This window comes from Carnobacterium sp. FSL E2-0243, from assembly GCF_038003605.1.
In the GTDB taxonomy this organism is placed as follows: Bacteria; Bacillota; Bacilli; order Lactobacillales; family Carnobacteriaceae; genus Carnobacterium; species Carnobacterium maltaromaticum.
The window spans coordinates 1-20,113 of the sequence record NZ_JBBOPM010000003.1 but is presented as its reverse complement, the minus strand read 5'-3'; the positions used below and the strand labels follow the sequence as shown (position 1 = coordinate 20,113).

The window sequence follows — 20,113 nt, the reverse complement described above, 5'->3', positions numbered from 1 at the left end:
GAATAAAAAATGGGATTTGATTTAAAACCTTTATGGGATAACGTTTCCACACAAGTGATTTTTTTATTATGTATCGTTGGTGTATGTATGCTGATAGGTACGATTGTAACACAAGGTTTTGCTAGAGGGATTATGGCAGTGATACTAATTTTTGTAATAGTAATGCTAATCATCATGCTTAACGATGTTGAAGTTATCGGCGGTAAGTTAAAAGATATAATCATTAAGCCAGCTGGTACCGCAATTTTTCCAATGAAAATAGGCTATTGGAGGTTTTAACATGGAATACAATTACACAAGAGAATTTAACCAACCTATAAAATTTTATACGTTTCCTAATGGTACTGCGATACCATATGCTAAAAACGGAGTGCGATTGGATTATCTTGTTTTAACTGGTGTATTGATAGTTGTAGGATTCGTTATTTTTCTAATCTCACTCTACACCAAAATTAATTTTGTTCAATCTGTTTATAAAAATGGTTGGTTGATAATCCTTGTGGGAATAGGCGTCCTTGTTTGGGCGCTTTTTTCTTTAAAATGGGATAACAAAAATTTTATTGATTACTGTATTGGAAGGGCTGGATATAAGGCACGTAAAGCCACAAAATATGAACATGGTCACATTGTGCCACAAATTAATAAAATCCACTATCGCCCAATTAAGAGGGGGAGACCATGCAAAAAGTAAAACAGACCAAAAGTAAAAAAGCAGAGTTTCCAATAAAAGAGTATACTAAAAACTTTATCTTTACAGAGTCAACAATGCTAAGTGATGGTGAAGTGTATGTCGGCTATCATATTGGGCGACAAACCTATCCATTAAATGATTATACGTTCTTTGAGGATTATATTGATGAAGGAAAAGGCATGTTTGAACATGACGAGTATGAGTATCATTTATTTAACATTCCAACTCAATTTGATGTAAAAGAACACATTGACCAAACAATTGAACACATCGTACATGGTGAATTTAAAGATTTGGGCGAAATTCACTTTAAAAAAGCAGGTAAAATCTTAGAAACTGAAGTCCAAATGAATGAGTATAATACCTATTTACTAGTTAAATTATCCACGCCAATGCAGGTTGTTGATCCTTTAGAATACTTTGAATTATTCAAGGAAGTGGCAGGCAATCTAATCTCTAAAATGACTGGAATAAATAAGAATACTCAAGTTTTACTCTCTTATTACAGGAGAAAGGAAGAACAATTTTTTGATGATTTACTCAACCATAAACAAGCAAGACGTATGACTGAAGAAGAAATCGAAAAAATCACGTATTATCACTTTCATAGGGCGCAGAAACAGCTACCTAGTCGTTCTATTAATTCCTTAGAAATGTGTGAGGGTGAAATTGAGAATCACGAAGGCTATTTAACAATAAAACAACTGGAACAAACCCATTATATTGCATTTCTAAGCATAATAGACTTACCAGCGAGCGCATTTGCTACAGCTGTCGTCCAGCGGTTGCAAGATACCGTTTCATTTACACTGGAAACTCAAATTCGGTTGCGTTTTGACCATGAGAAGAAAGATAAAAACAAGGTTTACAAAATGCGTAAGAGGATTTACGAGCAAGATAAAGAGCTAGATACGACAGACGCCATTTTAGATGAAGACGAGGTTATCTTGTATGGTGAGGAACGATTAAATGATTTGAATAAAACGCTAAAAAGCAAGGACAGGAGATTGTGCAGGGCGTCTCTTCAGTTTGTTGTGAGTGCTACATCTAAAGAAGAATTAGAAGAAAAAATAAAAGACTTGAATTTTTCATTAGAAACAACTGATTACAAATTGTATCGTTCTATGGTTGACCAATTAACGCTTTTTAACCAGTCTTTACTAGGCAGTGCCTACTCATTTAAAAGTTATGAACAAACGCTCACAACAGGCTATATAGCTGATTTAGGACTGGATTTAGATAAAAAGGTAGGAAATAAATATGGTATGCCTTTAGGTCGAGTGATTACAACTAAGAAATTTGCTTCAGTTCACCAAGCGTTAGAATTTGCGAGTAATATTGTATGGTTCTTTCCTAACCTAACAAAGCGTTCTATCAAAGGCAGTATGCACACAAATGGAAATACGCTAATTGTAGGACCACCTGGAAAAGGGAAATCCGTTTTAGTGAAGTACATTTTTTTGTGGTTAACATTTTTAGGACAGAAAATTTTATATGTTGATCCAAAAAATGAGACTGAAATCTTTTTCAAAAAGGCACTGGAAAAATATGGTCACATTCCCGAATTTGCAGAAATGTACAGACGTATCAATTTTCTTTCCCTATCGGATAAAGAAGAATTTAGGGGAATGTTAGACCCACTCATATTTTTACCACTGGAAGACGCCATACAAACCGCTATATCCACGCTTTCCTCATTAGCAGAGATATGGAAAGATTCACGTACAGAAGTTCGGAAACGAGCAATTATCATTGACTGCGTGAATGAAATTGCGGAATCAAAACAACCACATAATTTAACCAGGGTTGTTAATTTAATTGCAACAAAAGATGAAGAACTAGGAAAAATTCTGAAAAGCTTCAATATCGGATTAGGCAAGGTATTACTTGGGAATGATGATAGCACCGCTATTAATTTCAGACATCAAATTAATGTCTTAGGAATCCAGGGTTTAATGGTACCTACAAAAGAAGAACGTAAAAACTCTAATAAGCCTTTATCACCTGAACAAGTGGCAAGCACTGCGATTATGGAGAATATTACCAAGCTGACAAACGTATTTTCTACGAACAAAGATGAAGACGCCGCGATTATTTATGATGAAGCGAAGTTTATTGAAGATACGCCCCAGGGAGCGCATAACATCGATCAAGATTTGCGTAAAGGTAGAGCGAACGGAACAGATATTTACCTCGTTACTCAAAGTTTTTCAGACTATGACACTCCTAGTAAAAAGGAATTAATTTCCTATAAATTTGCCTTTCGACCAGACCAAAAAGAAGCACAAACAAAAATATTAGAATTTTTTGGTATGAACACGAATAAAGGCAATATGGAGCTGATAGATAGCTTGAAATTTGGGACGTGCCTATTTCAAGACCACTTAGGACGCAATCAAGCGATAGCTATTGACGTTCTATTTGATTATTGGCTCATGGCTATATCGTCAACAAACAGGGATAGCGAGCACGTACAAAAGGCGTTAGAAATGGAACAAGCATAATGAACGAGGGAGGTAGCTAATCATGCAAAATAAAAATAAATGGAAGAAACGTGTAATTCTTTTGTTTACGTGCTTTTTTCTTCTATTTGGCTTTAGTGGTATCAGTAGAGCTGAACCTAGCGCAGATAACCCCGATGTTAACGTAGAAGCACCTACAGATGACACAGACGTCATTTACGAACGATATAAAGACAATTCCTTTGAACTGATGACAAAAGAAGGTAGAGGTATCGTGGCTAGTATTTCAGCTGGAATAAAGAGCTTTTTTTGGTCAGGAGTTGTTGGGATTGGGAAATTCAATGCCGAAATGGTTCGTTTCATGTTCGGGTTGGATATTGTGACGCCAGTAAAAGAACCCATACAGTCTTTGACCGCTGGAATAGCCAAGAATATGACGTCACTTGCTAGTACAATTGGAATTTGTATCGTGGCGCTGGTGATGTTACTAAAATATTTTGGAGAACAACGATACAAACAAATTTTCAGAGTTTTTTTTATGACGATAGCTATTTTTACAGGGTTAAGCATATTGTCAGATGGTCGTGCGAATGATACAGCATTTACTAAATTAATGGATATTGATAGTGCGGTAGAAGCTAAATTTGTTAGTATTAATCCAGTTTTTGGTGGAAACAGCATAGAAGACAAAGATAAAAATGAAGCTTCAGCTTCAGATAAATTAAAAGCTAGTGCAGATTTAATCGCTTCTCGAATTTATAGAAGTAATGTGTATGAACCTTATTTACTCATGCAATATGGGACTTCAAATGTTGAAAAAATACGAGAAAAAACAGTTAAATACAAAAATGCGGACTATGACAGAATCGGGATCTTACTTGACAATGATATTGCTGAAGGAGATAACGAAAAAATCTTTGAATCTGTTGTGAACTACGAATCAAAAGATTTAAAAAATAAAAATATTCATTACTCAAAAAGTTTTGAAGTGGCAGGATTTTCATTGTTTTACATGGTGATTAATTTAATCCAAATGGTTATCTTTTTTATTTTAGCCTTGCTACGAATCATTTTAGCGTTTTTACAGTTGATGTTATGGCCACTATTGCCAATTTTGCTACTGGTAGGACTATTTAATTTTGAAAGTAATGTGTTCGTAAACTATGGGAAAGCGTTTGGTTTAACTATTTTCATGAAATCCATGACAGGAGTTGCGTGTATCATTTTTGCAATGTATGTCACGTTTGGTTTTCAAGTAAGCTCATCAGTTGAAAATCCTTATCATAAAATGCTAACAATTCTTGTTTATGTAATAGCACCGATTGGTATTTATGTTTTCAGATTTATCATTGCTGCTATGTTTACAGGACGTATGAATATGAGAATGGTAGGTCACGCACTAGCTAATCCAATGAAAACCAATAGATTGCTTCAAAATGAGAGTAAAGAACGTGCTAACGAAGCTAAAGAAAGGCGTAAAAAAGCAAAAGCAGATAGAAAATCAGAAGCTGAAAAAGATGATCCTAATGGTGATAGTAAAAAAGAAAATGAACCTAAAGCACCTAAATCTACTAAATCTAAACGGTCAAATCATAGAAATGGGGATACAAAAAAAGAAAACATTAATGAACCGCAGAATAACAAAGCTGAAGATAAAGACCGAGTGGATAAAACTCCTGAAGATGGAAAAGAAAAGTCTGAAAATATGAATCAATCGCAAGGAAAAGGTCATCAAACAAGAAAAAGAAGTCCTTTACGTGGAGGGCAAGTACCAGGTGATTCAAAAGACGGAACTAAAAATAATGAACAACAGTCTAATACACCAGTATCTCCTAAATCTAGACGTCGAAATATGAGTAATAACACAGAAGATAAATCTCAAAATGATACTTCTATTCCAATTTATGCTAAAGGTGAGTTAGTAGCTGGTAAAGAAAAAAATACTCCAAACAGTATGCCACAATCAAGAACAAACCTAAATCCAAAATCAAGACGCAGAAAAATGGGAAGTAAAGTATCTAATCCTCAACGTGCGGAACAAGCCGATGTTACCAGCGGAAATCAAGCAGAATCTTCCGTTCCAATGTATTCTGGTGGAACGCAAGTAGCAGGAAGCAGTCAAACATCGACGCAAAGTAGACAGCCTGTAATGAATACAAGAAAACCAAAAAATCGGGCTAGAAATACAAAGCAAGCAGGTACTGCTAAAACACGTACTAACAAAACACGTGGAAAAAATACAGGAGTAAAAACAGTTCAAAAAAAAGTAACACGAACGCCAAAAAGTAGAAAATAAATTATAGGAGTGAATAAAATTTGAACGATGATGATAATCTATACAATGGGTTGTTTGGCAATAAAAAGAATCAAAAAAATGGGAACGAAAATGATAAAACAAGTAGATACAATGTAATCTCAATTGTTGTCAGTATAAGTTTTGTTCTCCTATATCCCTTTGCTATTTTTGGGATTTTTCCAGTTCTCTATTTCATTTATTTAGATAAGCAACAACGCTTAGAAAATGTACATGACATTGAATTTAAGAGTTTCCTTCAAAAAGGAAACTCTACTTTTGGCTTAATAAGTGGTGGGTTAATTCTAGTAAATATTTTATCAAGTATCTATTTAATTCCAAGAGGTTATCTATCCACGTACTTGTTATTTCCATTAAATTTAATCCATCATGCCTTGTTTTTTAGCTGGCAAACGGTTGTTGCTTTACTGCTAGGTGGAGCTGGAATGGCTAGTATTATGTTAACAATTTTTTCATTTATAGAAGGTAGAAAAGTAGTATCAAAAAAATCTCAAATTGTTAAAGTCAAAGAAAGTAAGACGTACAAAAAGAGATTAAGTAACAAATTTGAAGAGTCTAAAAACTTTGTTGAAGAATACGAAGAAGCTTATGCACTGGCAAAATCGGAGGGTAATATTACTAAATTAGACGAGCTGGCACACAACATTTTACTAGGTACTGATGAATACGGAAAGCCTTATTTTATCACTTTAAAAGAACTCAACCAGCATGCTTTATTACCAGCAACAACTGGTGGTGGTAAGACAGTAGTTCTTCAGATAATTGTAGAACATTGTGCTAAGTTTGATATTCCTTGCTTAATTATAGACGGAAAAGGTGCAAAAGATACAAGGTTGGCAGTATCAGATATAGCTAATAAATATGATCGTAAAGTGAAGGAATTTACAGATACTGGAGATATTTCATATAATCCTCTCAAATATGGAAACAGTATTGAAATAAGAGACAAACTAGTTAGTTTAGCTGAAACTGAAAGTATTTTTTATTCAGGTGCGAACAAACAATTACTGATGGGAACAACTCAATTGTTAGATGTTTTCAATATTGAACGTGACCTTGAAAACATGTCAGACTACTTTTCACCTAGAAAAGTTTTACTTCTTTTTATCAATGAACTTCTACTAATTTATCCAGATTTATTAGTCTTTGAAGTGGAAGAATCACCAAAAAATAAATCGAAAAAATCAGTAAAAAAAGAGGTTGAAGTTGTTGAAAAAGCAGAAGTTAAAGAATCGGCTTCAAGTAAGTATGATCAGATTGAAGATGATGGAGTTGCTACAGAAGTAGTTGAAACTATCACCGCAAATCCTGAAACTATGAAATTAGAAGATATGTATTGGGTAATCAGCAACAAGAAAAAAAGACTAAAAAAATCTAGTCTAAGAATGTTTGAACAGCTATTTGCTAGGTATGAACATAAAGACAATCCTTTCTATCTGTATGCTACAGCTGAAAGTTTGCAGACCAATTTTTACATGTTGCTAGATAGTGAATTGAGCCATTTGTTTGATACAAAAACGAATAAAAATGAATTAGATTTAATGGAAGCTACACGAAAAAATGAAATCATTTATGTAGCCTTAGATGGTTTGATTTATACGGAATATATCCATACGTTGGCGCAATTTATGATTGCAGACATTAATCATTTAGCTTCTGAACGATACGAAATAACGGAAGATTTTCCTTTTGTTGTTTTGTTTGATGAACCTTCAGCGTATCTTTCTGATAAGTTTATTGACACAGTAAATAAGACAAGGGGAGCTGGTGTTCATGCTTTATTTGCACCACAAACATTAGCAGATATTGAAGCGATTGATCCAATTTTATTGAAACAATTAATAGGAAATACAAACACTTATATAGTCGGGCAAACGAATGAAAAATCTGAAATTGATTATTGGAGTGAACTTTTTGGTAGTTATGATGATATAGAAATTACCAGTGTAACCCAACAAGAAGCAGGATTTTCTGATGTAAATAAAACCGATTGGACAGGTGAAAAAGGAACTAAAAGAGATGTAGAAAACTTTATTGTTCACCCAAATAATATAAAAGAGTTACGAACTGGTGAGTTTTATATTCTAAGAAAAGGAAATAATACTCATGAGCCAATTCGTAAAGTTTATATGAGAAAACCTATTTAAAGCAAGAATAAAATCAGTTTGAAATAGAAAAAATGTGATAGCTAAAGGTCTAAGCGGTGGTGTGTGCGAGGGTGTGCGTACTGGTGTATATGGTGGTGCAAATGACGGTGTAAGTGCGAAGTGCTGGCACTAGCCAGCCTGCCTTTCATATGAACGTTTCTACGCTTATTTGGATTTTGACCATTTACTCTCAACGTGGGGAAAACCCCCCACTTATAAGAGTAAATGGTCAAAATCCAAATAACTACGAAAATATAAAAGGCAGGCTGGCTAGTGCAAAAAATGTAAAGAAGAAGATAAATAAATAAAGATAAGGTCAGGGTCAAGGTCAAGAGATGAACCCCCTCGGTCCCCCAGTTTTGGGGGAAGAAAGGCAACAACTCACACCCCCTAACCCCCTCTCTCACAAAACTTGAGATAGGGGGAACTGAAGGTCAAGAGCAACAACTCACACCCCCTAGCCCCCTCTCTCACAAAACTTGAGACAGGGGGAACAAAAGAAAGAGCAACAACCCCCTAAATCCCCCACCAAAACATGGGGGACTAAAGAGCGAAAGGAACTATTCCCAAGTGCAGGGAACAGCTCCTTTTTGGAACAAACGAGAACCTCGTTTGAATTGAAAAAAGATTAAGGGCAACAACCCCCCAAATCCCCCAGCAAATCTTGGGGGACTTAAAATCAAAGTCAAAAGAAAGGTGAAGTTGAAAATGGAAGCTTTGTTGGCGAATTATTATGTAGAGTTCAAACCAAGAGTTAATACGGACTGGATTATTTTGTGTATCTTACATGAACTAAGAATTGTATCGTTCAAACAGATTTACGAGTTAATAAATTTAACTTTTCCGATTGCTGAAAAAAACCTAAGAAGACAAATTAATCAATTAAAAGATAAAGAATTAATAGATTTTATAACAGATGACAAGTTAGGAAACGCACATTACTATTTTATGACTAGAGACGGTCACAATAGTATAGGTGGTTATTACCCTTATCCAAAAGTGCCACAGTACAATTTATTTCATCATTTGATGGTAACCAATGCTTTAATTAATGTTTTGACGTTATTTAATGAACACCCACATTTATTATACGTTCAATCAGAACGCAGACAGGTTTTTGAAGTGAAGGATTGCGATCCAAGCAAGAAAGGAAAAATATACAACGTTTCTGATTTTTTATTCTGTTTTGAAGCTAAATCAGAATTAAAAATAAACTGGTATTTTGAAATTGAGCTGACTATGAAAACGAAAAATAGATACACAAATAATATTTTTCCAAAGTATTTAGCATTGTTACAACGAGATAAAAATGCACGATTGATTTATGTAACGCCAAGTAAATCCATTTTTAGGGAATTAGAACTATTTAAAGGATTTTATTTGCATAAAAAGAAAAAAGAAGTAGGCGAAAAAGCAGATGAGCTTTTTGAACGCCTACACATTTTTTCAAGTGAAAGTTTTGAAGATAATCTGAAGAAAATTATTGCTGAAGATGAGTTTATTAACTGGTAAAAGGCAAACACTGCTTTACTTGATTTACACGCCTTCATGGTTTGAGTCCTATTGCTTTAGAGAAACCGCGTCGCTAAGGCGCCGACTCTCGCCAAACATGCTCTAAGGAGCTGGCTCACAGTTCGACTCCCTTAAAGGTCGCTCACTATGCCACACAATGTGGCGAAAAATCTTTTTTTAAAGATTAAAAGCGTTGGCAACAAAAGGGCTTAGAGAGGGTTATTTACGTTTGTTTGCTTTATACGTTTCTAAGTCAGATTTAAGGTAAAGCCTTACTTTTGTACGTGTGCTACCTTCAATTTCATAGAACGGTTCAATTAGTCCACGTTTAACAGATTGGTTGAAGGCGGTCATTGATTGACCAGTAATTAAAATAGCTTGCTCTTTTCCAACTAAATTCTCTTTTAACCATTTTTTTTGTTTTTCTAATTCTGCTTTACTTGTCATAAAATCAGCTCCTAATTCTTTTTATAAATGATACCAAATTTAATATCATTTTACAAGGTTAAAGCTTGATTTATGATACCAAATATGGTATCATAGTATTATAGAGATAAGGAAAGAAAGAACAAAAAAACTAAAGAGGACGTGGCACAATGAACACATTAGAAAAGGCGCACAGTAAATTAGAACGTATCAAAAATGAACGAGTTGAAACAAGAAGCGCAATCAGAAAACAGCATGATTTAATACCTTTCGGACAGCCTAACATTATAGGACGTGGCGACATTTATAAGACTGTTAAAAGACATTATTCAAAAGAGCGTAACCTTGCAGAACAACAAGAACAGCAAGAAAATCGTATCGAAATGCTAGAAAAGGTTGACGATTTCAAAAGTGAAAATGAGTTGCTTAAAGATGTTCATGTAGTTGGTAAATCAAGTTATGCAACTGTTGGAGCAAAAACCAGCGTAAACAATTTAGATTATTTCAAAAATAAATTGATCGAGCTAGAAGACCAAAACGCAAAAGCCAAAGCTTACAACAAAACAAAGCCATTAAGAAAAATGAAGACGCTGGGCGCCGATATTACCAAGTTAAAAAATAAGATTGCTAGCCTTGAAAAAATGCAAGAAAAAGACCAAAACAAGGTTGTAAGTGAAAAAACGCAAAAGCTTATTGATAGCGGAGCAGTTAATCAGTGGAAGAAAAAACCAGTTTACTATTTTGTCAAAGGTGTTAAAAAGGTAGCGTTAGAAATTGATGATAATGGAAATTTTTATATTTCTCCTTATTATCCAGCTTATAGTGACGAGGATAAACAAATAATTGAAGATTTACTGAAGTAAAAATTGAGTTTGCAACTATTCATTTAGTTGCAGACTTCATAAAAAAACAAAAAAATAGAAAAGAGGAAATTAAAATGATGAATACAACTAACCAAATTGGACGATTAACAAAGGATTTAGATTTACGCTACACTAGCAACGGAAAGGCGGTAGCAAGTGGGACTATAGCAGTTCAACGGAATTTCACTAATTCTGCAGGGACTAGAGAATCTGATTTCTTTAATATTGTTGTTTGGGGTAAATCAGCAGAGAGTCTTGCAAATTATTCTCGTAAAGGCTCTTTAATTGGCATATCAGGACGTTTACAAAGTCGTTCGTACGAAAACCAAAGCGGTCAACAAGTTTACGTTACAGAGATTGTAGTGGAAGATTTTACATTTGCAGAAACAAAAGGAACTCTTGAAAATCGTATCGAGCAAAATGGTGGCAAAAAACCAGCTGATAAATCGTTTGATGGATTGGAACCAGGCAACTAAAAAGACTGAAGGGGGAATTTTCCCCCTTTAATTAAAAATTGGAGGTATAACATTTATGGAAGGTAAAACTCATACGGTAGGCGGAGCATTATTGGCTGTTAGCTTATCGCCACTTTATACAAATTATGAAAATTCAGTAACGCTGCCATCGATACAAGGGCTTAACTCATTACCAAATCAAGCGATTATTTTAAGCATTATTATACTAGCTAGTACGTTCGGGGCTTTACTACCTGATATTGACCATAAAGGCAGTAAAATAGGGAGAATGTTCCCCTTTATTTCATATCCATTAAGTACAACGTTTGGTCATAGGACTTTAACCCACAGCTTAACGCTGTTTGTACCATTATTTTTGATCGTGACGTCAGTAACAACAATATACGGCTATTCGTGGATTGGAATTGCATTTTTACTAGGATATTTTAGTCATATAGTGCTAGATTTATTTACACCAAAAGGGATTGTTTTATTTTATCCATTTTTAAAAACGAGTGTGAAAAGTCCGGTAACCATTCCGACCGGTGGAATGTATGAACACGTTTTAAGATTGCTATTACTTTTAGGTTTAGGCATTTTATTATTTAATAGTACAAATTCTATCCAGGTTATAAAAAACTTTCTTTAGAGAGGTGGCTAAGATATGAAAGCAAGTGATTTAATACTAATTTTACAAAATAATCCAGACGCTGAAATATTGGTGTCTACAACTCAATATTATGAATGGTCTTATCAAGACGCTGGATATAAGCGTACAGGGTATCAAATTGCTAATAGTTTTACCCTTGATTTAGAAGAAAATCAAATAAAATTAAATGGTGGAGAAGAAAAGAGAATTTAAAGTCTTGTGAGGGAGGGAAAATCATGTCATATTTATGTTACAATATTTCAGCAGGTGGGTATTATGGTAAGCCTGTTAGAATTGAAAGTACAGATGAAAATTTATGTGCTTTTGTTGCTAGAATAAAATTAAATGAACGCTATGTTATTACTGATTTATCCGATAATTTTGTTTTAGATACGATTGGAAATTTTTTTGACCGTTGTATGGACAAAGACCTGCTTCAGAGATTAGTTCCAATTATAACCCCCATGCAAATGGGTGAAGTAGAAGTTCCTAGCGTTAAATACATTGATAACTAGAAACTATACACCTAGTAACTAGTAACTAGGTTAATTTATAGGTTTTTATTGAACCATATGGTTCAGTTATAGAAAGAGGAATTTAAATGGACGAAAAAAAATTAATAACAATTGATGATGTAACAGCAGAATTATACCAGGTGTTTGATAAATTCAATCATACGTTTTTTAACAATGAATTACCCCAAACAGCGTTAACCATTCAATCAACAAAGCACCGCAAAAGAACGATGGGCTGGTGTACTACAAATCCAGTTTGGAGTTTTGAAAATGGAGAAAATAGTTTGTATGAAATTAATTTATCAGCGGAATTTTTAGATCAAGGCTTTTTTGAAACGATGGATACGTTGTTGCATGAAATGGTTCACTTGTTTAATCAGGTAAAGAATATTCAAGATGTTAGTAGAAAAGGGCAATACCACAATAAGCATTTTAAAAATAAAGTGTTAGAACTTGGTTATGAATATGATAGTGATAAGCCCGATAAGTATGTGGGTTGGGGTTATGCGAGAATAGGGAGCGAATTAACTAACCGCATTGATAAGCTAGATATTGATAAAGAAGTCTTTAGGCTGGCAAGACATGGCAGTCAATACCTGTCATTAGTTGCTGAAGGTAAAGGTCTAGGAGAAGCAAAAGAGCAAGCGCAGGCAATGGAAAATACAGTAAAAAATGCTAGTGGTTCAATAAAATATGTTTGTCCTGGTTGTAGCTTGATTATACGGTCTTATAAATCAGGAATTGATATTAATTGTAATGAGTGTGATTGTAAGTTTGAAGAGGAATAAGAAGAGAGTAGAAATCTATAAATTTCTACTCTTTTTTTTTGGTTATGATACTAAAAATAATATCATAAAACGAATAAAAAAGATTGCTTTATGATACCTAATATGGTATCATAGTATTATAGGTAAGGGGCGATGAAAGTCACCTATTATTATTTTTAAATAGTTTGTAATTAAGCATAAATCATAATTGAACCATATGGTTCAAAAATAAAAAAGGAATGGTGAAAATGAAATTAGTAGTAGTGGAAACAATTAAAAAAGATGTTTGCGATTTTGATAGATACGATTTTGAAGTAAAAAGTCCTTTGTCTAGTAAAGAATACAGTGTAACAATAGATTTCAAAAATAGTGAAATAAGAGGGGATTATGTCGCTTATGGAGAATGGAATAATTTAGATATTGACGAATGTTTAGAAATACTCGATACACTTACAGAAGAAGAAATAAAACGAGATTTTTCATTAATAAAAAAAGTTGTTATAGAAAAGAGACATGACGAAATAATTAAAAATATGATTGAACAAGAGAAAAAATCAAAAGAAATAATTGAGAAAGAAATAAAAAAAATGCAAGTTGTAATTGATTCTATACCACAAAATCTTTATGACAAATTAGAACGAACAAACAGCCAAAAAATTTCGATTGACAGCTTTATGAATTTATTTACTGATTTAGAGTTCGTTAAAAATGGAGGTTGTTAATACGAGCAATTAGGGCTACTACAGTTAATCATTTTTATAAATCCAAAGATAGAAATGATTAACTGTAATATATTTAAAAATATAAAATTGGGAGAAATTAGCATGAAAAATACAAAAAATGATTATTTATTATATAAAGTGGAAAGAGAAAAAATTGAATCGGAAATTAAGGAATCGGAAATAAACTACCTCGTTGAAAATAATATTAAAAATGAAGATGGTTCAATTCCTGCGGAATTATATTTAATTGATGATGTAGAGCTAGCCTATTTTTCAATTGAAAAATTTTGGCAAGAAAATAGCGAATTGGAAACCAAGTATAACGAAATAGTTTTAAAATTTAATCAAGCAAAAAAGAAACTAGTTAGTTTTGGTTTAAATAGTATTCCAATAAAATTAAGAACTGATTTAGAAAAAAGTATAAAAGAATACAAACGCCTTGATGGTGAGCTGGTGGAGAAAAAAGTTATTGATATAGCTTTAAGGCTAGCAGTAAAATAAAAAATTGGAGGAAAAAAAATGACAATAAAAGAAGTAATAGAGGTTCTTAGTTTGGCTAAAGCAATGGGGAAAGATTTAAAAAATGAAGAAAAAAACAAGTAACAATTATCGTAGCTGGTGCTGAAGGCGGTTCGATTCCGCCTTACGAAATAGAAACACTAATAAAAATGGAGGAATGAGATTTTGAAAATTACTGTAATAGAAGATTCAATAAAAGAAGCTGAAAACTTTGAGCGGGTATGCTTATCTAAGTTAACTCATTTACTACAAAAAGCCCGAACTGAAAATACTAGGATTGAAAAAATTGATGATGTTTTAGTTCAAATCAATTTTGATTCAGAAAATGAAAAATTTTTGATCTATGAATCATTTTGTCCTGTTTGTGGCTCGGACTTGAAAGAAAGGTGGTTTGAGACTTTACAAGACGCAATCAATCACGTTGATAAGAATAGAGAAATTAAGGTGTATTATTGCACAGAGTGCTTAAATGACTTACTTTAAGCCATTTAAGCACAATTTTTAAACGTATTTATTTAAAAAATTCCTGATAAAAGCTTTTTGCTTCAATCAGGAATAGCCAGGTAAGCGAATCGTTCGGAAATAGCGCCGACGTATGTCGCCTGCAGGGAGCTTAACACCGGATAAACGGACTATAAACCCGAACAATGGATATTGTTTGTTGACGATATCTATTTTCTTTTATATCATGAAGGAAACAATTATGTAGAAATAAAAAAATATGAGGTGAGTTAAGTATGAAAAAAATTTTTACTGCTATTTCTTCAATAGGAATAGTAACAGTTGGAATTATATTAAGTATTAACAAGAAAAAAGTACCCACTCAATTTGTAAATAAAGTTATTGAAATTGAAAAAACGTTTGAGGGAATATCTCAAAATGAAATAAATACTTTAGCACAAGCCACTCAAAGAGGTGTAAAGGCAGTAATTAATGGTGACATATTAGAGTATTCATATAGTTCTAAATCAGGGAAGACTATAAAAATGATTGAAATTGCTGTGGACTCAACAGGTAAATTGATTGCTTATTTAGGTAATGGATCATATTTTAATAGCAATTCCCCACGTTTTTTTGTAGACAGTTTACAAAAACTAATAAAAGCAAATAATAGTTAAATATCAAATTTAAAACCAACCAATAGGGTGTAATTTATTGGATGATTTTTCCTAAGTGATGTAGGTAAGTTTGCGAGCTACCATTAAAGTACGCCATAATAAAATTATTGGTAACAATAAAAAGAGTAGTCACCAACTAAAAAAGTTGTTGATTACTCTTTTTATACGTTTTGAAACTCTTTTGATGTGCATTGGATTTAAGTCGGGTCTGGTAATAATTTTGTGTAAATAAATAGGTGTTGATGAATACAATCATCAACACCTGAAATTATACATTCGAAATTGTAAAATCTCTCATAGCATTATATCTTTATTTTTTATCAAACTTCTCTTTAACATCTTCTATAAGATCTTCAGCGTTGTCTTTCGCATCAGAAGCAACTTCTTTTACTTTCCCAACTACTTGATCAATAAGACCTTCGGCTTGCGTACCTTTATCTCCGGTAGCTTTACCAGTAACTTCTTTTGCTTTGCCTTTGATTTTGTCAATATTTCCTGAATCTGTCATGCCTTTCAACTCCATTCTAGTATAATAGTAACTTAAGTTAAAATAAACTATCGTAATTACCTTCATTAGGATTCTGAAACTTAAAACTCTCCCACTAAAAAACAGGAGAGAAAGTAATCCATCTTAAGAGATGAAAATTATTTGAAGGTAGTTTTAGTATAGCGAAAAATAGTGAAAATTGAAAGAAATAAAGTTATAAGAAATCCATAACTTAAATTAATTTTTAAAAATAGTAATTGGATAGTGATAATGAAAAAATGTACTATAACTTTTTATATCTATAATACTTGTTTATTACTTAAAACCAATATATACAAGAAATGTTTATTTTTTTTAATAAGAAGCTAAAAAACTTATCTGATGAGATTTATAAAAAAAATTTAAGTTATTATGGATGAGCAAAAAAACAATATTGTATATTTCTTTTATTTTTATTGTCGATTTAGGCTAAATTTAAAAAGGGATTCATAAAAGACAGCGCATAAATGTTTTCCAATTATCGCTATTTGTAAAATTAAAATTACATGAAAGCATGTACGCCAACTTATTTTCATTGTTTTAACATATGTAAATAGTTTGAATACATTCAGTATTTTAATTTTCAGTTTTATGTGAACCGAATATAAAGATTCAAAATATAATTGATCAAAATTTGAAAATACATTGACATAAGGCATTATTATGATATTATGATTAAATAAAGTTTGGTTATATTTAATTTAATTTTAATGGTAAAACCATCAAATTTTATATTAAATTGAATTGAGGAAAGGAGCATGTTATGAGTAAAAAAATATTTAAGTATCTTTTATTTATTATAATACCGATTTTTATATCAATTTTAATAAAGTTAGCCTTTGGGTATTCAATCTATATAACAAGTGCAATTATGTATGTAATACTTGTTTTTTGTTTGTTGCCTTCAGATGGATTTGTAAAAACAAGTTCTGACTATGAAGCAAAAAGAACCAATCCCTATTTTGAAACAAGTGAAAGGAAATTAGAAGAAAAATCAACAAACTTCTTTTTAATAATTTTCTTAATCATTGCAATAATTTTGTGCATTTATCTTCAAAGCAATATGTATAACTAATAAATAATAAATTAAAAGGAGATTGAAATATGAAAAAGAGATTAAGTTTGGTTGCAATTATAATTTTGTGTACTGCACCAATTTTTTTAGTAGCTGAGGATGCGAGTGCAGTTCAGTTAGAAATGGGTCCATGCCCTCCAGGCAAGTACATGAAAAAAGGTGGATCCTATTATGGAAATCCCCGTTCACAAGCATCTTGTGTTCCTATGGGAAATCTATAATTAACGATTATTAATAATAGATGAGTGAAAAATATTAGATATTATAATTATTCTTCTTTTGCATATTATGTTACTTAGAACAATTCTTTTAACCAACTTTAATTAATACAAATAGTCGGAGTGATAATAGGTCACTTCGCCTTTTTGTTTCACGAATTTAATTAATAGTTGAACAATATAAATATCTAATTAAATTTTTGGAGGTTAGCTTACCCATGAGACGCGAAAAAATATATTTAGCCGGAATTGGTCTTTTTTTTATCATTTTTTTATTGTTGAGTTTGTTTTATGAGACTGGATTGGAAAATAGTTTAGTTTCACGTGTCTCTAGTATTACTTTAGATAATCAAATTAAATTCCCTCCTTTCAATCCTAAAATTGTACCACCTTTTGGAACGGACTTAGTGGGATTTACATTGTTAAGCAAATTGGTTCAAGGTTTCAAATATACGTTTAGTATTTCTTTAGTACTAAGTGTCTTTCAAATAGCATTAAGCTTTATTTTAGGATTTTTAGCGATTTATAAATGGAAAAAAACCTTTATAGTGACAGTGTTTAAATATTTTGCAACTATATTTAGTTTAATTCCTAAACCATTTTTATTAGCATTATTAATATTACCAGTATATTCTGTTATTTATTTAAATGAAGTCCCAAATACTAAAACGAACTCTACGCTATTATTAATGCAGTTACTAGTTTTATTGGGAATAACAATACCTGATTTAGTTTTGATTTTTAATTCTGAAATATTACATTTGTTTAAAAAAGAATATTCTGAGGCGAGTCGTATTTTAGGTAGTAGTTCATGGAGAATGGTTTTCCGTTCATTACGACCTCAATTATCTATCGTAGTTTTGAATTTATTTTTTAAAACAATGATACAAAATCTTGCCATATTTATCTATTTATCGTATTTTCAACTCTTTCTAGGAGGAACGATAGAAGTAAAACTAGATGCAGGAGTTGAGTATCCTATATCATTATCCAATGAATGGAGTGGTATTATAGGGCAAAATATTAAATATTTATCTACTTCTCCATGGACTGTTTTAATTCCACTATTATTTTACTGTATACTAATATTTTTTCTTAGCCAAACCAATCGTTTACTTAAAATAATTTTGATAGGGGAAGAAAAATATGAATATATGTAGTTCTATTTTTAAATATATAGTATCGCTAGTACTTATTGTGTTTGGTCTACTAGCTTTTATCTCTTATAGTTTTAATTTAATTCTTGAAAATGGAACTTCAATTCAACAAAATTTTGAAAGTTTATTTACCCTTTCTTTTTGGAAATTTACATTTGGACACTATTGGAATTTTTCAGAAAACTATTCTCTTTTCCTTATATCGATTAGTTTATTTTCTGCGTTACTATTATTTCTAAGTTATGCTTTCTTTTACAGATTTTTTAGTCTGAAACTTTTAAAAAATTTACACTATATTTTAGATTTAATAGAAAATTTACCTGTTGTTGCCATTGTTATATTTCTTCAATGGAGTTTTATTCAAATTTACAAACTGACTCAAATAAGGCTGTTGAATACTATTGGAACTGTTAGCCAACCAGTAATTTTTGTTCCTTTTTTAATTGTTACTATTTTTCCTACTATTTTTTTAATCAAGTATATGACGCCATTTATTAAAGATTGCTATCAATCCAACTATTTTTTATTTGCCAGATCTTTAGGCTATACAAACTTATTTCTATTTTTACGTTATACTGTGCCTAATTTGGTTCGTCCACTTGAAAGTATTATTGGAATGATATACCTAGAAATGATTTCAGTGATGGTTTTTATCGAACTCCAATTTAATACAGGAGGTACACTTACTAAAATACAATCAATTTTTGAATTTCCGACTAATAATGCAGCACTTGATACATTTAGCTATTTATGTACTCTATGGTTACCATATATAGTAGTTAAGTTTATTTTTAAAGTATATAAAAGAGTGAATTAAAAAGAAAATTTTTTTGGCTAAGATAAATTATCATTAAAGTATTTGGAGGAATAGTATGTTGAAAAAGAGAAGTGTTCAGTTGTTTGTAAGTATTTTTATAGTATTAATTTTTGTATTAATTTATGCAAACATTAGTGGCGTTACTGCAAATAAGAGAAAAGAAATAGAATTTGAAAATAAAGTTATTCGATATGATAGACAGATTGAAGATATGCTTAACCAACATTTACTTATAAATGGTAATATAATAGAAAATCAAAATCGCATTAAAGCAATTCAACCAGAAAAATATTTTGTTTATTTCGGTAGAAATAACTGTCCGTATTGCCAAATTTTTTTACCAAACTTGTTCGAATTTTTAATTGATAAAAAGAATTTAAATATCTATTACTTTGATACAAATATAGAGAGTGAAAATAATGAGGAAATTAGTAAAAAGTTTAATTTAGAATATGTGCCCTCATTATTTAAGGTAGAAAAAAGTAAAATTGAAAAATATGATGAAAAGAACAATAGTTTTGAAGAATTTTTTTCTGAATAGTTAACAGATAGGGGATAACAGTATGAAAAAAAGCAAAGTAATTTTAGTTTTTGGGTTAATTGTGTGGGGATTTTTTGGATTAGGTCCATGGAGTAAATCTATAGATGATTTCTACGATATTAAGAAGAATAAAAATTTAAAAAGATAAGATAATTTAAAATATATTTTGAAGAGGGAGAATACGTTGGATATTTTAGTTGATTTCTTATTAATAATACTGGATACATTCCAAATTAAAAGTATGAAAAAATTTAGAAAGAATAAAAAACGTTAGCGAGTTGGGTTAAGGTCGGTAAAATAATCTGATTTTTGAGTAAAACAAGTGGGTGTAATCTATTTGTTGATTTAGCCTAAGTAATTTATGTACGTTTGGGTGCCACTATTAAAAAACACCATAGTAAAATTACTAGTAACGAAAAAGGGTAGTCAACAACTTATAAGTTGTTGACTACTCTTTTTTCGTTTTTTAAAAGCTGCTTGTAAAAGTTGTCTCATCTATTATCTAATCGTGCGATTAATATTAAATGAAATAAAAGTTGCAATTTCATCATTTTATTTATATAATAGGTACGAACGTATGTTCTTTGCTGTAAGAATAAGGGTGACGATCCTTGTAGAG

At 31.6% G+C, this 20,113-nt stretch carries 24 protein-coding genes; 22 read left to right on the top strand and 2 right to left on the bottom strand.

Annotation, left to right across the window (positions count from 1 at the left end):
- Nucleotides 1–9 precede the first annotated feature (9 nt).
- From MHI00_RS17220 to MHI00_RS17195, 6 genes are all read left to right on the top strand, one after another.
- Entirely contained in the window at nt 10–279 is a 270-nt protein-coding gene (locus tag MHI00_RS17220; protein WP_119907151.1) for a hypothetical protein, read from the top strand.
- 1 nt (nt 280) lies between these two features.
- Complete coding sequence (locus MHI00_RS17215) at nt 281–691, top strand: TcpE family conjugal transfer membrane protein (protein ID WP_119907152.1); 411 nt, start codon at nt 281–283, stop codon at nt 689–691.
- Nucleotides 679–3,195, top strand: coding sequence for an ATP-binding protein (locus MHI00_RS17210; RefSeq protein WP_119907153.1), 2,517 nt, complete (start codon nt 679–681; stop codon nt 3,193–3,195). The genes MHI00_RS17215 and MHI00_RS17210 overlap by 13 nt, the downstream gene beginning before the upstream one ends.
- 22 nt (nt 3,196–3,217) lie before the next feature.
- Entirely contained in the window at nt 3,218–5,449 is a 2,232-nt protein-coding gene (locus MHI00_RS17205; RefSeq protein WP_135027450.1) for a CD3337/EF1877 family mobilome membrane protein, read from the top strand.
- Nucleotides 5,450–5,469: 20 nt separating this feature from the next.
- Entirely contained in the window at nt 5,470–7,614 is a 2,145-nt protein-coding gene (locus MHI00_RS17200; RefSeq protein ID WP_341115512.1) for a helicase HerA-like domain-containing protein, read from the top strand.
- Nucleotides 7,615–8,322: 708 nt separating this feature from the next.
- Nucleotides 8,323–9,126: a replication-relaxation family protein gene (locus tag MHI00_RS17195; protein WP_035063709.1), complete on the top strand. Its 804-nt coding sequence runs from the start codon at nt 8,323–8,325 to the stop codon at nt 9,124–9,126.
- A gap of 219 nt (nt 9,127–9,345) precedes the next feature.
- Here the strand turns inward: MHI00_RS17195 and MHI00_RS17190 are convergent, their stop codons facing one another.
- Entirely contained in the window at nt 9,346–9,573 is a 228-nt protein-coding gene (locus MHI00_RS17190; RefSeq protein ID WP_035063710.1) for a hypothetical protein, read from the bottom strand.
- A 149-nt stretch (nt 9,574–9,722) separates the two neighbouring features.
- Here MHI00_RS17190 and MHI00_RS17185 point away from each other — a divergent pair, with 149 nt between their 5' ends.
- From MHI00_RS17185 to MHI00_RS17140, 10 genes are all read left to right on the top strand, one after another.
- Complete coding sequence (locus MHI00_RS17185) at nt 9,723–10,415, top strand: hypothetical protein (protein WP_287430787.1); 693 nt, start codon at nt 9,723–9,725, stop codon at nt 10,413–10,415.
- A 74-nt stretch (nt 10,416–10,489) separates the two neighbouring features.
- On the top strand, nt 10,490–10,891 hold the full coding sequence (ssb, locus tag MHI00_RS17180) for a single-stranded DNA-binding protein (RefSeq protein ID WP_056998595.1): 402 nt from the start codon (nt 10,490–10,492) through the stop codon (nt 10,889–10,891).
- Between the two features lie 55 nt (nt 10,892–10,946).
- Complete coding sequence (locus MHI00_RS17175) at nt 10,947–11,519, top strand: metal-dependent hydrolase (RefSeq protein WP_341115506.1); 573 nt, start codon at nt 10,947–10,949, stop codon at nt 11,517–11,519.
- A 15-nt stretch (nt 11,520–11,534) separates the two neighbouring features.
- Nucleotides 11,535–11,732 carry a hypothetical protein gene (locus MHI00_RS17170; RefSeq protein ID WP_056998597.1) on the top strand — a complete coding sequence of 66 codons (198 nt, stop codon included), beginning with the start codon at nt 11,535–11,537 and terminating at the stop codon, nt 11,730–11,732.
- A 23-nt stretch (nt 11,733–11,755) separates the two neighbouring features.
- Nucleotides 11,756–12,034 carry a hypothetical protein gene (locus tag MHI00_RS17165; protein WP_341115503.1) on the top strand — a complete coding sequence of 93 codons (279 nt, stop codon included), beginning with the start codon at nt 11,756–11,758 and terminating at the stop codon, nt 12,032–12,034.
- A gap of 86 nt (nt 12,035–12,120) precedes the next feature.
- The gene (locus MHI00_RS17160; protein ID WP_341115500.1) at nt 12,121–12,822 is read left to right on the top strand and encodes a SprT-like domain-containing protein; all 702 of its coding nucleotides are present in this window, start codon (nt 12,121–12,123) and stop codon (nt 12,820–12,822) included.
- A 227-nt stretch (nt 12,823–13,049) separates the two neighbouring features.
- The gene (locus MHI00_RS17155) at nt 13,050–13,523 is read left to right on the top strand and encodes a hypothetical protein (RefSeq protein ID WP_341115499.1); all 474 of its coding nucleotides are present in this window, start codon (nt 13,050–13,052) and stop codon (nt 13,521–13,523) included.
- A gap of 102 nt (nt 13,524–13,625) precedes the next feature.
- The gene (locus tag MHI00_RS17150) at nt 13,626–14,024 is read left to right on the top strand and encodes a hypothetical protein (RefSeq protein ID WP_341115497.1); all 399 of its coding nucleotides are present in this window, start codon (nt 13,626–13,628) and stop codon (nt 14,022–14,024) included.
- A gap of 183 nt (nt 14,025–14,207) precedes the next feature.
- Entirely contained in the window at nt 14,208–14,525 is a 318-nt protein-coding gene (locus MHI00_RS17145; RefSeq protein WP_341115495.1) for a hypothetical protein, read from the top strand.
- Between the two features lie 254 nt (nt 14,526–14,779).
- Complete coding sequence (locus tag MHI00_RS17140; protein ID WP_341115493.1) at nt 14,780–15,160, top strand: hypothetical protein; 381 nt, start codon at nt 14,780–14,782, stop codon at nt 15,158–15,160.
- 310 nt (nt 15,161–15,470) lie between these two features.
- Here MHI00_RS17140 and MHI00_RS17135 read toward each other — a convergent pair whose 3' ends face one another.
- On the bottom strand, nt 15,471–15,668 hold the full coding sequence (locus MHI00_RS17135; RefSeq protein WP_318589701.1) for a CsbD family protein: 198 nt from the start codon (nt 15,666–15,668) through the stop codon (nt 15,471–15,473).
- Between the two features lie 781 nt (nt 15,669–16,449).
- Between MHI00_RS17135 and MHI00_RS17130 the strand changes: the two genes are divergently transcribed.
- The 6 genes from MHI00_RS17130 to MHI00_RS17105 all read left to right on the top strand — a co-directional run bounded on the left by MHI00_RS17130 (nt 16,450) and on the right by MHI00_RS17105 (nt 19,642).
- Complete coding sequence (locus MHI00_RS17130; protein WP_119907075.1) at nt 16,450–16,761, top strand: hypothetical protein; 312 nt, start codon at nt 16,450–16,452, stop codon at nt 16,759–16,761.
- A 29-nt stretch (nt 16,762–16,790) separates the two neighbouring features.
- Nucleotides 16,791–16,982: a hypothetical protein gene (locus tag MHI00_RS17125; RefSeq protein WP_318589700.1), complete on the top strand. Its 192-nt coding sequence runs from the start codon at nt 16,791–16,793 to the stop codon at nt 16,980–16,982.
- A gap of 215 nt (nt 16,983–17,197) precedes the next feature.
- On the top strand, nt 17,198–18,139 hold the full coding sequence (locus MHI00_RS17120) for a peptide ABC transporter permease (protein WP_318589699.1): 942 nt from the start codon (nt 17,198–17,200) through the stop codon (nt 18,137–18,139).
- Nucleotides 18,126–18,953: an ABC transporter permease gene (locus MHI00_RS17115; protein ID WP_318589698.1), complete on the top strand. Its 828-nt coding sequence runs from the start codon at nt 18,126–18,128 to the stop codon at nt 18,951–18,953. The genes MHI00_RS17120 and MHI00_RS17115 overlap by 14 nt, the downstream gene beginning before the upstream one ends.
- 55 nt (nt 18,954–19,008) lie before the next feature.
- The gene (locus tag MHI00_RS17110; RefSeq protein WP_035063686.1) at nt 19,009–19,494 is read left to right on the top strand and encodes a thioredoxin family protein; all 486 of its coding nucleotides are present in this window, start codon (nt 19,009–19,011) and stop codon (nt 19,492–19,494) included.
- Nucleotides 19,495–19,516: 22 nt separating this feature from the next.
- On the top strand, nt 19,517–19,642 hold the full coding sequence (locus MHI00_RS17105) for a hypothetical protein (protein ID WP_257613117.1): 126 nt from the start codon (nt 19,517–19,519) through the stop codon (nt 19,640–19,642).
- The last annotated feature ends 471 nt before the right edge of the window (nt 19,643–20,113 follow it).